The 13,652-nt window shown below is 73.9% G+C and carries 14 protein-coding genes; 6 read left to right on the forward strand and 8 right to left on the reverse strand.

Annotation, left to right across the window (positions count from 1 at the left end):
- Positions 1-48: 48 nt before the first annotated feature.
- From menC to ACFYW1_RS37935, 3 genes are read right to left on the reverse strand one after another with little or no spacing between them, the layout of a single operon-like run.
- Positions 49-1,158 (reverse strand): o-succinylbenzoate synthase, encoded by a 1,110-nt coding sequence (menC, locus tag ACFYW1_RS37925; RefSeq protein ID WP_389004198.1) that lies wholly within the window; start codon positions 1,156-1,158, stop codon positions 49-51.
- Positions 1,155-2,006, reverse strand: coding sequence for a GNAT family N-acetyltransferase (locus tag ACFYW1_RS37930; RefSeq protein ID WP_389004200.1), 852 nt, complete (start codon positions 2,004-2,006; stop codon positions 1,155-1,157). Before ACFYW1_RS37930 ends, menC begins: the two co-directional genes overlap by 4 nt.
- Complete coding sequence (locus ACFYW1_RS37935) at positions 2,003-3,178, reverse strand: M20 family metallopeptidase (protein WP_389004202.1); 1,176 nt, start codon at positions 3,176-3,178, stop codon at positions 2,003-2,005. The genes ACFYW1_RS37930 and ACFYW1_RS37935 overlap by 4 nt, the downstream gene beginning before the upstream one ends.
- A 209-nt stretch (positions 3,179-3,387) precedes the next feature.
- Here ACFYW1_RS37935 and ACFYW1_RS37940 point away from each other — a divergent pair, with 209 nt between their 5' ends.
- Positions 3,388-3,954, forward strand: coding sequence for a DUF4291 domain-containing protein (locus ACFYW1_RS37940; protein WP_389004204.1), 567 nt, complete (start codon positions 3,388-3,390; stop codon positions 3,952-3,954).
- 65 nt (positions 3,955-4,019) lie between these two features.
- Here the strand turns inward: ACFYW1_RS37940 and ACFYW1_RS37945 are convergent, their stop codons facing one another.
- Positions 4,020-5,054 (reverse strand): phosphotransferase, encoded by a 1,035-nt coding sequence (locus ACFYW1_RS37945; RefSeq protein WP_389004206.1) that lies wholly within the window; start codon positions 5,052-5,054, stop codon positions 4,020-4,022.
- A gap of 171 nt (positions 5,055-5,225) precedes the next feature.
- On the opposite strand from ACFYW1_RS37945, the gene ACFYW1_RS37950 reads away from it, so the two are divergent.
- Positions 5,226-5,660, forward strand: coding sequence for a DUF3995 domain-containing protein (locus ACFYW1_RS37950; RefSeq protein ID WP_389004208.1), 435 nt, complete (start codon positions 5,226-5,228; stop codon positions 5,658-5,660).
- A 70-nt stretch (positions 5,661-5,730) separates the two neighbouring features.
- Here the strand turns inward: ACFYW1_RS37950 and ACFYW1_RS37955 are convergent, their stop codons facing one another.
- Positions 5,731-6,165 (reverse strand): NUDIX hydrolase, encoded by a 435-nt coding sequence (locus ACFYW1_RS37955; protein WP_389004210.1) that lies wholly within the window; start codon positions 6,163-6,165, stop codon positions 5,731-5,733.
- A gap of 162 nt (positions 6,166-6,327) precedes the next feature.
- On the opposite strand from ACFYW1_RS37955, the gene ACFYW1_RS37960 reads away from it, so the two are divergent.
- The gene (locus ACFYW1_RS37960; RefSeq protein WP_389004212.1) at positions 6,328-7,272 is read left to right on the forward strand and encodes an aminoglycoside phosphotransferase family protein; all 945 of its coding nucleotides are present in this window, start codon (positions 6,328-6,330) and stop codon (positions 7,270-7,272) included.
- Between the two features lie 188 nt (positions 7,273-7,460).
- Here the strand turns inward: ACFYW1_RS37960 and ACFYW1_RS37965 are convergent, their stop codons facing one another.
- The 3 genes from ACFYW1_RS37965 to ACFYW1_RS37975 all read right to left on the reverse strand — a co-directional run bounded on the left by ACFYW1_RS37965 (position 7,461) and on the right by ACFYW1_RS37975 (position 9,288).
- Positions 7,461-8,489, reverse strand: coding sequence for an MsnO8 family LLM class oxidoreductase (locus ACFYW1_RS37965; RefSeq protein ID WP_389004214.1), 1,029 nt, complete (start codon positions 8,487-8,489; stop codon positions 7,461-7,463).
- Positions 8,490-8,614: 125 nt separating this feature from the next.
- Entirely contained in the window at positions 8,615-8,806 is a 192-nt protein-coding gene (locus ACFYW1_RS37970) for a DUF6381 family protein (protein ID WP_389004216.1), read from the reverse strand.
- A gap of 20 nt (positions 8,807-8,826) precedes the next feature.
- The gene (locus tag ACFYW1_RS37975; RefSeq protein ID WP_389004218.1) at positions 8,827-9,288 is read right to left on the reverse strand and encodes a hypothetical protein; all 462 of its coding nucleotides are present in this window, start codon (positions 9,286-9,288) and stop codon (positions 8,827-8,829) included.
- Positions 9,289-9,655: 367 nt separating this feature from the next.
- Between ACFYW1_RS37975 and ACFYW1_RS37980 the strand changes: the two genes are divergently transcribed.
- The 3 genes from ACFYW1_RS37980 to ACFYW1_RS37990 all read left to right on the forward strand — a co-directional run bounded on the left by ACFYW1_RS37980 (position 9,656) and on the right by ACFYW1_RS37990 (position 13,554).
- On the forward strand, positions 9,656-10,717 hold the full coding sequence (locus tag ACFYW1_RS37980; protein WP_389004220.1) for a tetratricopeptide repeat protein: 1,062 nt from the start codon (positions 9,656-9,658) through the stop codon (positions 10,715-10,717).
- On the forward strand, positions 10,714-11,766 hold the full coding sequence (locus ACFYW1_RS37985) for a polyprenyl synthetase family protein (protein WP_389004222.1): 1,053 nt from the start codon (positions 10,714-10,716) through the stop codon (positions 11,764-11,766). The genes ACFYW1_RS37980 and ACFYW1_RS37985 overlap by 4 nt, the downstream gene beginning before the upstream one ends.
- Positions 11,767-11,976: 210 nt before the next feature.
- Positions 11,977-13,554 (forward strand): hypothetical protein, encoded by a 1,578-nt coding sequence (locus ACFYW1_RS37990; protein WP_389004224.1) that lies wholly within the window; start codon positions 11,977-11,979, stop codon positions 13,552-13,554.
- Positions 13,555-13,652: the final 98 nt, after the last annotated feature.

Genomic DNA, 13,652 nt, shown 5'->3' on the forward strand with positions numbered 1-13,652 from the left:
GGATTCACCGTCCCGCCGCCCCCGCGCCCGGCTCCGGCGACCGGCCCGTCACCGGCCGATCCACTCCGGGGACCCGGTGGTGACCTCGGCCAGTTTCTCCGGGACCGGGGAGAGACCGATGCCCGGGCCCCGCGGCACGGCGAGGTGGCCGTCCTCCAGCACGAACGGTTCGGTGATGTCGGTCCGGTAGTACCGGTCGGACGCGGACGTGTCGCCGGGCAGGGTGAAGCCGGGCAGTGCGGCGAGCGCGACGTTGGCGGCGCGGCCGAGGCCGGTCTCCAGCATTCCTCCGCACCAGACGGGGACGCCGTTGGCGGCGCACACGTCATGGATCCGCCGGGCCTCCAGATAGCCTCCGACCCGGCCCGGTTTGATGTTGACGACCGAGCAGGCGCCCATCGCGATCGCGTCGGCCGCCGAGCGGGCGGAGACGACGGACTCGTCCAGACAGATGGGGGTGCGCACTCGCCGGGCGAGTTCCGCATGGCCCCTGAGGTCCTCCTCGTCCAGGGGCTGTTCGATCAGCAGCAGCCCGTACGGGTCGAGCCGGGCCAGTTGAGCGGCGTCGGCCAGGGTGTAGGCGGTGTTGGCGTCCACCTGGAGCAGCACGTCGTCGCCGAAGCGTTCCCGGACCGCGTGCACCGGGGCCACGTCCCAGCCGGGTTCGATCTTCAGCTTGATCCGCCGGTAGCCCTCGGCGAGGTAGCCGTCGACGGCGTCGAGGAGGGCGGGGACCGAATCCATGATGCCGACCGACACCCCGGCCGGTACCCGTGCGGCCGTCGCCCCCAGCCACTGGCCCATCGAGATCCCGTGGGTGCGCAGCCATGCGTCCAGCACCGCGGTCTCCAGGGCGGCCTTGGCCATCCGGTGCCCCTTGAACGCGGCGAGCGCGGGCGCGACCGCCCACGGGTCGAGGTCCGGCAGGGCGGTGAGGGCGGGCACCAGGTGGCGGCGCAGCACGTCCGCGGCGCCCGCCGTGTACTCCGAGGAGTACAGCGGGTCGGCCATGGTGACGCATTCGCCGTAACCCTCCTGGTCCCCGGTCTCGACCCGGACCAGCAGGATCTCCCGTGTGTTCAGGGTGGCGAACGAGGTCCGGAACGGTGCGACCAGCGGCATCGCGATCCGGCGCAGTTCCACACCGACGAGTTTCATGTCCGGTTCTCCTGACGTCTTTCGATCACGTACCGGCCGTCCCGGGTGAATCCGGTGACGGCATGTCCCTCGGCCATCAGTCCGCCGAGCACGTCGCGCAGCGCGTACCGCCATTCACGGGCGAGCGATGGGGCGTCCCGGCGCATCGCCTCCGCCTCCGCCGGGACCCGGACCAGGACGGTGTCGCCCTTCAGGTCCCCCACGACGGGGCGGCCGTCGGGCCCGGCCTCCAGCCCGGCCGCGGTGCGCCCGTCCGCCGCACCGGCCGTGGCGGGAAGGGGCGTGCCCGTCGCGGAGGCGACGGCGCGCGGGCCGGTCAGCTCCCAGCGGACCATCAGCCGGTCCGTCTCGGTTCCCGCGTTGACCTCGTCCTGCATGCTGCCGTAGAAGTCGGGCAGGTACTCGCTGGGTTCCGCGCCCAGTTTGGTCAGGTTGAAGTAGGCGTTGCGGCTGATCAGCGGGTCGAAGGTCCAGGTGATCGTGGTGATGCCGCGGGCCAGGGCCCAGGCCCTCTGGTGCTGTTTGACGGCGAAGCCGACGTGCCGGCCACGGAGTCCGTCGTCCACCCCGGCCACGTGCGAGTGCAGCCCTTCGGCGGCCAGGAAGCCCAGGCAGAACCCGACCATCCGGCCGTCCCGGTGGATGCCCGCGACATAGCTGCCGGAGTGCGCGAAGACCCGGAGCAGCTCCGGCGGGATCAGCGGGTTGCCGGAAGCGGGCCGCCAGATCCGGTCCAGCACCCGGCACGCCTCGTGCATCTCCTCCGGCCGGTGCAGCTCCGACACGGTCACGCCCGCCCGGCGCGCCGCCAGGTCCGCGGCGTCCGCCGCCGCCCGTGTCCCGTTCATCCCGTCGCCCCGCCGGATCCGGTCGGCGACTGGCGCAGCAGTGCCGTCACCAGGCGGGCCACCAGGGCCGTGCGGCGGGGCAGTTCGGCCACGAGCACGTGCTCGTCGTCGGCGTGCGCCCCGCCGCCCACGGCCCCGAGCCCGTCGAGCGTGGGGGTGCCGACCCCGGCGGTGAGGTTGCCGTCGGACGCGCCGCCGACCGCCACCCCGCGCAGGGCGCCGAGTCCCAGTTCCGCGCCCTGTTCCCGGGCGAGTTCGAACAGTTCGGCCGAGGCGTCGGCCGACAGGGGCGGCCGGTCCGGGCCGCCGGTGAAGGTGAGCGAGGCGCCTTCGGTCACCGGCCGCAGAGCCCGCACGGCACGGTCCACCCGGTCCTGCTCCGCGGCCGTCTCCACCCGTACGTCGACCAGCAGGCGGGCCGCGTCGGGCACGGTGTTGCGGGTGGTGCCCGACGAGGCGACGGTCGGGGTCACCGTGGTGCCGGTCGCCGGGTCGGCGAGCGCGGACAACGCGAGGATCTGGTGGGCCAGTTCGGTGGTCGTGTTGACGCCGCGATGGGGTTCGAGTCCGGCGTGCGCCGCACGTCCGGCGATGCCCAGCCCGTAGCTCGACACGCCCTTGCGGACCGTCTTCAGCGCGCCGTTCTCGCTCGCCTCCAGGACGAGCACCGCCCGGGTGCGGCGGGCCTCGGCCTCGATCAGGGCACGCGAGGCGGGGGCGCCGATCTCCTCGTCCCCGGTGAGCAGCACCGAGACCCCGTCCAGGTCGTCGAGGACGGACAGGGCGTGGAACAGCTGCGCCACGCCCGCTTTCATGTCGAAACAGCCGGGCCCGGTCAGCCGGCCCCCGGTGATCCCGAAGGGGTGGGTGGCCAGTGAGCCCACCGGCCACACCGTGTCGAAGTGGCCGAGCAGCAGAACCCGGTCGCCGGAGCCGAACCGCCAGCGCAGGGCGGGCCGTCCCGAACCGTCGAGCCATTCGGGCTCCGTGCCGGTCAGCCGGGTGCCGAGCCCGGCGACGGTCCTCGCGCAGTCGGCGACCGCGGCCGGGTCCTCGCTGGGCGACTCGGTGCGCACCAGTTGCCCGATGTCGTCCAGCATCCGCGGCAGCCCGGCCTCCAGAGCGGTGAGGATTCTCGTCGCCGGGGCCGTCGGGTCTGTCGTGCTCGCCATGGTCACCTCCGAAGGAGCGGCACTGCGCCGCCACCAGGAGGACGGTAGGCGGCGCGGGGCGGGCCCGGTTGGTGGCGGCGCACGAAAATCCGGCCCTTCGTTGGTGCGCCGCGCCGAAGACGTACGGCGGATACGCGGGCACGGGGTTCGTCCGGGCGGGCCGGAAAACCTTTTGCGGGCCGCTCGCGCCTGCTGAAAGCGTGGAATCCATGACCGCACAGCACCGGATACGGGCCGACTACGACGCCCGGACGATCGTCGTCTACCAGGCGTACTCATCGGCGGTGGCCGATCCGGCCCTGCGGGCGAACCGGTTCGTGGCGCCGTTCTCGTTCAACCGGATGACCTGGATCAAGCCGTCGTTCCTGTGGCTCATGCACCGCAGCAACTGGGCGCAGAAGCCGGGGCAGGAACGCGTCCTCGCGGTGCGGATCACCCGGGAGGGATGGGAGGAAGCCCTGTCCCGTGCCGTGCTGACGACGTCCGATCCCGCCGCGGTCTCCCGGGCGCCCGTGCACGTCCAGTGGGATCCCGAGCGTTCGCTGCGGGGAGCCGCCCTGAACCACTACAGCATCCAGGTCGGGGTGGGGCGCGGGCTGATCCGCACGTTCGCCGAGGAGTGGGTCGTCGGTCTCACCGATGTGACTCCCCAGGTCCGCAAGATCGCGAAGCTCAGCCAGGGCGGCCGGGCGGCCCAGGCCGCGCGGCTGCTGCCTCCCGAGCGGATCTACCCGGTGCCCCCGGCCGTCGCGAGGTCCTTGGGCATCGAGGCCTGACCGCCCGCCGCGCGGGACACACGGGAGGGCTGCCCGTGCGCCCCGCGCGGCGGCTCGGCCAAGGGTCACCACGGCGGTTCGGCGAAGAGCCTCATCAGCCAGTACGCCCCCTCCGTGCCGCCGGTCGTGCCGAGGCCGTCGCCGGCTCCGGGGAAGAGGCGCCCCCAGGAACGGGCCCGGCCGATCGCCCCCAGCCGCCACGCCAGACCCGTCGCACGCCGCAGCCCGGCCGCGGTGCGCCCTTCGCCCGTCCACGGCTCCAGGTAGGCGTCCCGCAGCCGGGGCAGCACGTCGGGGCCGAATCGCTCGCGAGCCGCCCCGGCGGGCACCAGGAAGCTGCAGAAGGGGTGGCCGACGGCCGCGTCGCCCCAGTCGAAGAAGGTGTGGCGGCCGGGCCCGGCGACGAAGAACTGGCCGTCGTGGAGGTCGCAGTGGTCGAGCGTGTCGGCGATGCCCGCGTCCGCGAGTTCCTCGCACCACTCCACGAGCCGGGGCCGCAGCCCGCGCAGTTTCCCGCGGTCGGCGGGGTCGAGCGCGGCGTTCTCCTCGACGGTCCGGTCGAAGAGGCCGGGAAGTGCGGCCGTGTGCGCGGCGGGGACGCCGAGCCGTTCGATCTCCCCGGTGTACGGGACCAGCGCGCGCTGCATCGTGGCGTACTGGCGCAGCGGCTCCTCCCAGGCGCGCGGGTCGGCGGCGGGTCGGGCCGCGTCGAGCGCGTCGCGGAAGAGCGTGCCGCCGTCCGGGAGCAGGGACCAGCCCCGGTCCGGGTCGACGGCGAGCGGCCGCAGCACGTGCTCGGGCACCCAGCGGGACAACGCGTCGGTCAGTCCGGCCTCGAAGGAACTGGCGGGCGGGTTGGCCTTGAACCAGACGGTGCCGCCGTCCGCGACGGGCATCCGTACCAGCACGGACCACGGCCGCAGCCGCACCTTCCACGGGCCGGGGCTGCGCAGCCCGTGCGCGGCGAGCCCCTGCCCGGCCCAGTCGAGGGCGGCCTCCCGCCACGCCTTGCGTTCCCAGGGCGTCACCGCGTGCGGGTACCTCCCCCGGTCCACGATCGTCTGCCCGTCACCGTCCATCGCCCCGCTCCAGCTGTCCATCGCCCCATCCCACCGCTCCGGCCGCCGTTCCTCATCCGGTTTTCCGGCCCGGTGGGCGGCGGAGCGTGCGCCCCGGTACGGGGGCGGTGCCCTTCGTCCTTCGGGCACGGGTGGGTGCGTTCCGCGTTCCCCGGCCGGACCGGCGTCCGGGGCGGGCGATAGCGTGGGGCCATGACGATCGAGCGTGCCGCCCGCCGTGTTTCCGTCACCGCCCTGACCGCGCTCGCCGGGGCCCATGTCGCGTGGGGGCTCGGCTCGACGTGGCCGCTGCCCGACCGGGAGACCTTCTCGGACGTGGTGGCCGGACGGCAGGAACCGCCCGGTCCGGTGCCGTGTTTCGCGGTGGCGGGAGCGCTGGGGACCGCGGCGCTGCTCGTCGCGGGCCGGCCCCGGCGGCGTCCGGCACTGTCCGGGATCGGTGCGGCCGGGGTCGCGGGGGTGCTCGCCGTGCGCGGTGCGGCCGGGCTCGCGGGACGTACCGAACTGCTGGCCCCGGGGGCCGGGGCCTCGCCGCGCTTCCGGCGCCTCGACCGGGTCGTCTACGCGCCGCTGTGCCTCGCGCTCGCGGCCTCGACCGCGGTGGCCACCGCGCGCCGCGGCCGGTAGGCACTGTGCCGCAACCCTCGTGCGCCACCGGCCTCTTGCGCTCCGGCTCTCCTCGCTCCCTTCGTACCCCTCACACGCCGTGCGTCCCGATCATGCCCAGCCCGTCGATCGCCGCGGGCGACAGCTGCGACAGCGCCAGGTCCGCCAACGGCATCCAGGCGACGGCGGAGGTGGAGTCGTCGGCCCTGGTGACCGCGAGCGCGCCGGGCGCGAGCTCGACCCGGTAGAAGAGCCCCACGAGGTGCCAGTGCACTCCGAGCCGGTGGGCGGTGTAGGACCGGGCGTCCACCAGCCGGGCCTCCCGCAGTTCGAGGCCGGTCTCCTCGTACAGCTCACGGGTCAGCGTCTGCTCCGGCTGCTCGCCCGGATCGATCCCGCCGCCCGGCAGGTGCCACAGTCCGGGCAGGAACACCGGGGAGCCGTCCGAGAGTTGTGTCAGCAGCAGCCGGTCCTCCGTGACGGCCACCGCATAGGCCGAGACGCGTGACCGCATGTCATTTCCCATGTGCGCTCCCTCAGGACCCAACGCCCGGCTCCGGCCGGATCGCACGGAACAACCTATCGATCACGGACCGGGGCCGGAGTCGACGTCGGCACCGGCCAGGTCCCGGCCCGTACGGCGGCGCCCGCGCCCACCACACCCGAACCGGACGAAGGAGATACCCCCATGAGCCCGAACACCTCCGGTCCCCTCCGCGTGCCCGACGCCTTCGCCGCGTGCTACATCCGGCACAGCGGCGCCTCCGGCCGTGCCTGGATCGCCGCGCTGCCCGATCTGGCCGGTGAGTTCCTGGACCGTTGGGCGTTGCAACCGGACGGTCCCCCGGACCACGGCATGGCCTCCCTCGTCCTGCCGGTGACCCGTGCGGACGGCACGCCCGCGGTGCTGAAGCTTCAGCAGGTCACCGAGGACAACGCCGGTGCCGCGTCGGGTCTGCGTGTGTGGAACGGCGACGGAGTGGTGCGTCTGCTCGACCACGACGCGGACAGCGGCACCATGCTGCTGGAGCGGCTGGACGCGAGCCGGCCGCTGTCGTCGGTGGCCGACGACACGACCGCCCTGCGGATCCTGGCCGAGTTGCTGGCCCGGCTGGTCGCGGTGCCCGCGCCGCCGGACATCCGGCGGCTGGCCGATGTCGCCGCGGCCATGCTGGACGGGACGCCCCGCGCGGTGCCCGGCCTGGGTGACCCGGCCGAGCAACGACTGGTGCGCACCTGCGCGTCGGCGGTGGCCGAACTCGTCGGCGAGTCCGGTGACCGCCTGCTGCACTGGGACCTGCATTACGACAACGTCCTCGCCGCCGAGCGGGAGCCCTGGCTGGCCATCGACCCCGAGCCCCTGGCCGGCGATCCCGGTTTCGAGCTGCTGCCCGCCCTGACCAACCGCTGGGCGGAAGTGGTGGCGAGCGGCGACGTGACCCGCGCGGTGCTCCACCGCTTCGACCTGCTGACCGAGGCGCTCGGCCTGGACCGGGAACGGGCGGTCGGCTGGACGCTGGGCCGGGTCCTGCAGAACGCGCTGTGGGACATCGAGGACGGCGAAACCGCTCTGGATCCGGCCCAGGTCGCCATCGCCACGGGCCTGTTGGACCGGTCGGCGCGGAAACACTGACCCGCCTCCGGCGTCAGCGACAGCCGGCCCGGGCCCTCTTCGTACCGGCCCGGTGAACACCGGCCCCGCACCGGCCGCGACACCGCCCGGCGCGGTCGGGGCGCCGCGCGGGCGCCGGGCCCGGAGAGACCCGGCCGCCCGGTGCGTACGCTCTTCGCCCGCGGCACCCGGCCGTCCGCCCGGTGCCGTCAGGACGGCGCGGCCGGTACTCCCCCGTGCGGGGTCAGTCGCGCGATCCGGGCCAGGCGGCGCAGCGAGTCCACCAGGGCCGCCCGGTCGTACGTGCTGGTCGTGACGAGCACCTCGTCGGCGCCGGTCTCCTCGATGGCCGTTTCGAGACCGGCGGCGACCTCGTCCTCCGTGCCCTGGAGGTGGCCGTTCAGCCCGTCCTCGTAGAAGCGGCGTTCCTTCTCCGTCATGGTCCTCGCCCCGATCCGGTCGGGCGGGCCGAGCGGCGGGAAGACGCCGTGGGTGCGGGAGTGCGCCATGGACCACGCCTCCGGCATCAGCAGCCGCCGGGCCTCCCGCGCGCTTCCGGCGACCGCGACGGTACCCGCGACGACCACGTACGGTTCCTCGGCCCGGGCCGAGGGGCGGAAGTCCCGTCGGTAGCGTTCGACGGCGCGCAGCAGTTTCTCCCGGCCGCGCAGGTCGCCGATCACCAGTGGCAGCCCGGCCGCCGCCGCGATGCCGGCGCCCTCCCCGGTGGCCAGCACGAACGGGGGTATGCGCAGCCCCTCGGCGGGGCGGGCGTGGACCTGTGGGTGGGCCTGCTGCGTACCGTCCAGCCAGCCGAGCAGTTCGGCCAGCTGGGCCGCGAAGTCGTCGGCAGCCGGCCGGTCGGTGCCCAGCGCCCTGCGGATGCCGTCGGTGAAGCCGACCGAGCGGCCGATGCCCATGTCGATCCGGCCGGGGAACAGGGACTCCAGTACACCGAACTGCTCGGCCACCACCATGGGCCGGTGGTTGGGGAGCATCACCCCGCCCGTCCCGACCCGGATGGTGGAGGTCGCCGCCGCGACGGCCGCGGCCAGCACGGTCGGTGCGGAACCGGCGACGCCCGGCACACTGTGGTGCTCGGACACCCAGAACCGGTGGTATCCGAGCGCCTCGGCCTCCTCGGCGAGGCGCACGGTGTCGCGCAGCGCCTCGGGGCCGCCGTGCCCCTCGCGGGTGCGGGAACGGTCGAGCACGGAAAACCGGGTGGATGCGATCACGGAACTCACACCCTTGTGCAACACCCGCGCGGCGCCAGGATTCCCCGGCCCCGGTTTCTCCCCGCCTTCCGCCCTCACCTCCCCTTCGCCGGGTTCCCCGGTTCCGGAGCCGTACCGCCCGGCCTTCATTCCATGGGGTAGATGTCCCCGCTCGCCATGCCGCTCACCTGCTCGCTCTCCGATTCGAGCCTGCGGGCCTTGTCCTCCAGGCGCCGGCGCTCCTCCGGGTCGGCGGCCCGCTCGGCCTCGCCCTTCAGGTCCTTCGCCTTGGCGCGCAGTTGCCGTACGCGGCCGCGGAGTTCGTCCGACTCGCTCATGATCGCTCCTTGGGTGGTTCTCATCGGCCCCGGCACCGGTGTCGTCGGCACCGGGAAGCGCCCGGGGCCGCGGAACGGGCGTTCGCGCCCAGGAAGCCGAGCCCGATGCCCAGCATCCAGAAGTCCTTGGCCAGGGGGGTGCCGTCCCGGGTGGGCCGCAGACTGCCCGGTTCCCGCATTCCGGGGAGCCGCAGGTACAGCCCGACCAGGCCCCCGGCGAACCCCGTCAGTGCCAGCCCCGCCAGCCGCGTCGGTACGAGGGGGGTGAGCAGGGTGCTGCCGACCGCGATCTCCGACCAGGCGAGCAGCCGGGTGAACCGTTCGGGTTCGATCCGTTGCAGGAACGGGTAGGCGGCGCAGGCCATGCCGTGCAGGCCCTGCGCCGTCTCCGCGTCGGCCTTCAGTTTCCCCAGGCCGGAGTTGAGGACGAACGCGCCCACGGCGAGACGAGGGGGCACGTCACGCGGTTCGATTGTCGTCATGGGAGCCTCCGTCCCTCTGTACCGGGCCCCTCGTCGAGCTTATCCAGTGGGGGCGATCGGCGCTCCGCAAGGAGCCCCGGCCCCGGCGGACCCGCCCGCCGCCCGGCCGCGCGGCACGCCGGAACCCGCGCCGGGACGCCGGGCCGTGACCCTCCCGTACCGGTGATGTCGACTTCTGTTGCTCACCGAGCAACCCGGGGCCCGCGTACGTCGTCTTGATCCACAGCAAGGCGGTTCGCCGCGAGTGACAGGTCATGTCAAACCCCCACGAGTGCCCGGGTCAGCACACCAGGTAGCTATACACCTTATGTATACACATAGCGTATAGCTATCCGGGTTCCGCCCCCGGCACGCGCGAAAGGTTCCCATGCACAGCAAGGCACTGGCGCCCGAGTACCAAGGCGCCCTCACGAAGATGTCGGTGAACTCCTCCCTCACGGACGTACTGGCTGAAGGCGTACGGCACTTGAAGGAGGCCGAACGCTCCGGATCCGACGGGGAGGTGGCCCGGTGCAATCTCGCCGTGGCCGAGGCGCAGCGCAGGCTCGGCAACGTGGCGGAGGCCGACCTGGCGTGGAAGGCCAGTTACCGGGCCGCGCGTTCGGCCGAGGACCTCGGGGCGATGGCCTGGGCGTTGTGGAGCGGCGGGACGCTGGCCCGTCAGCGCGGCGAACTCAGGCTGGCGTTCCGGCTGTTGGGCCTCGCTGCCGACATGGGCAAGCGCGGCGGGGACGTCGTCGCCCGCGGCTACTCGCTCGCGGGCCTCGCGGAGACCGGGCGGATCCAGGGCGACTACCGGACCGTCGCCGCCCTGCACGAACAACTGCTGGCGGAGGCCCGCGCACGCGGCGAGGCGCGCCACACCGTGTGGGCCCTGGAGGGCATCGCGCAGATCCATCGCAACACGGGCTCGCTCGACACCGCCCTGGCCATGTTCGAGGAGGCGGCCGAACTCGCGGGCAACGCCGACGACCGGCGCGGCCGGGCATGGGCGTTGCGCGGCATCGCCGACATCGTCTCCCTGCGGGACGACCCGGAGCGTGCGCTGGCCCTGCTCGCGGAGGCCGAACTCACGTGCCGGGAGATGAAGTTGTCCAGCGCGCTCGCCTACAACCACAAGATGCGCGCCAATGTCTTCTTCCGTGCCCGCCGGTACGAGGAGGCGCGCGCGATGTACGAGGAGGCGCTCGCGGAGTTCCGCGACATGACCGAGCCCCGGGGGGAGGCACTGGCCCGGCTCGGCCTGGTCAAGTCGCTCGCACGGCTGGGCCGGGACCGCGACGACACCGCGAAGGACCTGGACGAGTTGCGCCGCACCCTGGACCGGATAGGTCTGCTCAACGCCCGGGAGATGGTGGACAAGGCGTACGCCGAACTCGGAGTGGCACCGGCCGGTGACGGCACGGACGGGGAGGGCGGACGCCGATGACGCCCTCGCCGGTGACCCAGCGGGCCACCCCGCCCGAGGTGCTCGCCCGCTGCCGCGACCTCGTGCGCCCCGCCCTCGTCCGGTCGGTGCGGCGCCTGCACCCGTGGCACGCGGAGATGGCCGCCTTCTCGCTCGGCTGGAACGCGGCGGACGGCACCCCCGTACCGGGCTCGCAGGGCAAGGGGCTGCGCCAGGCCCTCGCACTGCTCGGCGCCGAGGCGGCCGGCGCGCCGGCGCGGGAAGGGGTCGTCGGAGCCGTCGCCGTGGAACTGATCCACGTCTTCTCCCTCATCCACGACGACATCATGGACGGCGACGAGACCCGCAGGCAGCGGGCCACCGCGTGGAAGGCGTACGGGACGGGCCCGGCGGTCCTCGCGGGCGACGCGCTCTTCGCCGCGGCGGTGCAGACCCTGGCCGAGGCGCCCGGGCCGCACGGCGCAGCGGCGGTGCGGCTGCTGGCCGGGACCCTGACCGACCTGGTGCGCGGCCAGGCCGACGACCTGCTCTTCGAGTCCCGGCCCTGGACCGGGCCGGAGGCGGTGCGGCCGCACGAATACCGGTGGATGGCCGAGCACAAGACGGGGGCGCTGCTCGGTTGCGCTGCGGGGCTGGGCGCCGTGCTCGCCGGGGCCCCCGCCACGACCGCGGAGGCGCTCAACCGGGCGGGACGGCATCTCGGTGTGGCGTTCCAGGCGGTGGACGACCTCCTCGGGATCTGGGGCGATCCCGAGGTCACGGGCAAGCCCGTGCACAACGATCTGCGACGGCTGAAGAAGACGTACCCCGTCCTCGCGGCCCTGGCCGCGGACCATCCCGCAGCCCGGCGGCTCGCGGCGCTGCTCGGCACCGGGATCCCGCTCGACGACACCACCGCCCGGCGGGCGGCCGAACTCGTCGAGGAGGCGGGCGGCCGCCGCGCCGCGCTGACCGAGGCCCAGCAGCAGCTGGAGCAGGCCCGCCTGAGCCTGGAGAGCGTTCCGCTCGCCCCGGCCGCGCTCGGCGAGATCCTCGGGCTGCTTCCGTTCGTCGTCGACCGCACCGGGTGACCGGGGCGCCCCACTCCGCGTAGTGCGGCCCTCGGGCCTCTCGGGCCCGCCACCCCTCGTCCCCACCCTGCGGCGAGGCCCGAGGGCACCCCGACGGCTCGGACGGACGGCGTCCGCGCCCCGCCCTCCCCGTTCTATTAATTCGCATTAGTCCCTTGACTTCACCTGTCGAGGGACTCGAAGCTGAGCGCCTCCCACCGCGAGGACGCCATGAGTGAGATCACCCGAAGAGGGTTCGGCCGCATGGCCGGGCTGGCCGTGCTGACCGCAGGTTTTTCCGTGGGGGCGGGAGCCCCCGCCGAAGCCGTCGCCGCGGAGGCCGGCGGGTTCGAGTTGCGTTTCCTGAGTTCGTTCGCCCAGCGCCGCTACTTCACGTACCCCACCCACAACGGCTTCGTCGATGCCGGACGCATCGTGCTCGGCCAGCGGGAGACCGGAGCCACCAGTCTGTGGGAGGTGAATCCGCACTCGGGCCAAGAACGGTTCCTGGCGCGCTTCGCCACCCCGGCGGACGACCGCAACCCCTTCGTCTGGTGGAACGTCCACTCCGGACGCCTCGTCGCCTGCGCCGAGAACGCCGTGTGGTCGGTCGACCTGACCGCCTCCGCGCCCACTCCCGTAAAGCTCTACTCACCGCCTGCGGGCCGTGCGCTCAGCGTGGCCGTCAACCTCCACCCGGCGGGGGACAGGGTCCTGTGCAGCCACTACCCGGCGCCGATCACCGCCGGTCCCACCAAGGCGGTGGAGATCGGTCTCCTCGACGGCCGCGTCCGGGAGGTCTTCTCCGGCAGCGTGTTCGCCACGCACTTCCAGTACAGCGCCCACGACCCCGAGTGGATCGGCTACTCGCTCGGCGGCAAGGTCCGCTCCTGGGCACTGCACCCGGTGCACGCGCCGCACGGCAGGCTGATCTGGGACCAGGACACCGCCGGCGTCCCCATCGGAACCCACGAGGTATGGAAGTCCCGGGCCGACACCGGCTGCCTCATCGTGGGCATCGGCAGTACATCGGCGGGGCTGTGGATGGTCCGTCCCGACGGCCGCCCCGCCCGGTTGCTGGCACGGGGCCCCTCGGCGACGAACGGCGCCTACAACCACTGCGACCTCACGGCGGACGGCCGCTGGGCCGTGACCGACACCAAGGGCCGCAAGGGCTCGACGCTCGGCCAGGTGGGAACCGTGGCACTGGTGGACCTGACCGGAGAACACCCGCCGCGCACACTGGGAACGGCCGGCTGGGGCTCGGCCCATCCCGGCCATCTGCACCCGGCCTTCTCGCCCGACGGCCGCCTCGTCGCCTACACCGACACCGAGGCCGCCACCGACCGCACCCGCGTGGTGCTGTGCGACTCGCGGGGCGACTGGGCACCGCGCCCGGCAAAATGGGCGGCGGAGGCGGAGGACCTCGCGGTCACCGCCACGGGCGGCCGCACCGAGGTCTTCACGGACCCGCAGTGCGGGGCGGGCCGCGGCCTGCTGTTCACACCGAACGCCCCGGGCGGCGCGCTCTCGTGCGAGTTCCGGCCGGCGGAATCCGGCCGGCGGACCCTGCGGCTGCGGGTGAAACGGCACTACTCCAGGGGGATCTATCGGCTGTCGGTGAACGGAACCCCGGTCGGCGAGCCACTGGACCTCTACAGCCCCGTCGCGACCTACGACGAACCGGAGTTCGCCGCGGTGCCCCTGCGGCCCGGGGCCAACGTGCTCCGGCTGACACACCTGGGGCAGCGCCCCGAAAGCACCACGACCCCCGGAACGTGCGCCATCGACCGCATCGGCCTGCTCTGAGGACCGGGGGGGGGGGGGGGGGGGGGGGGGGGGGGGGGGGGGGGGGGGGGGGGGGGGGGGGGGGGGGGGGGGGGGGGGGGGGGGGGGGGGGGGGGGGG

The organism is Streptomyces sp. NPDC002669, from assembly GCF_042889165.1.
In the GTDB taxonomy this organism is placed as follows: Bacteria; Actinomycetota; Actinomycetes; order Streptomycetales; family Streptomycetaceae; genus Streptomyces.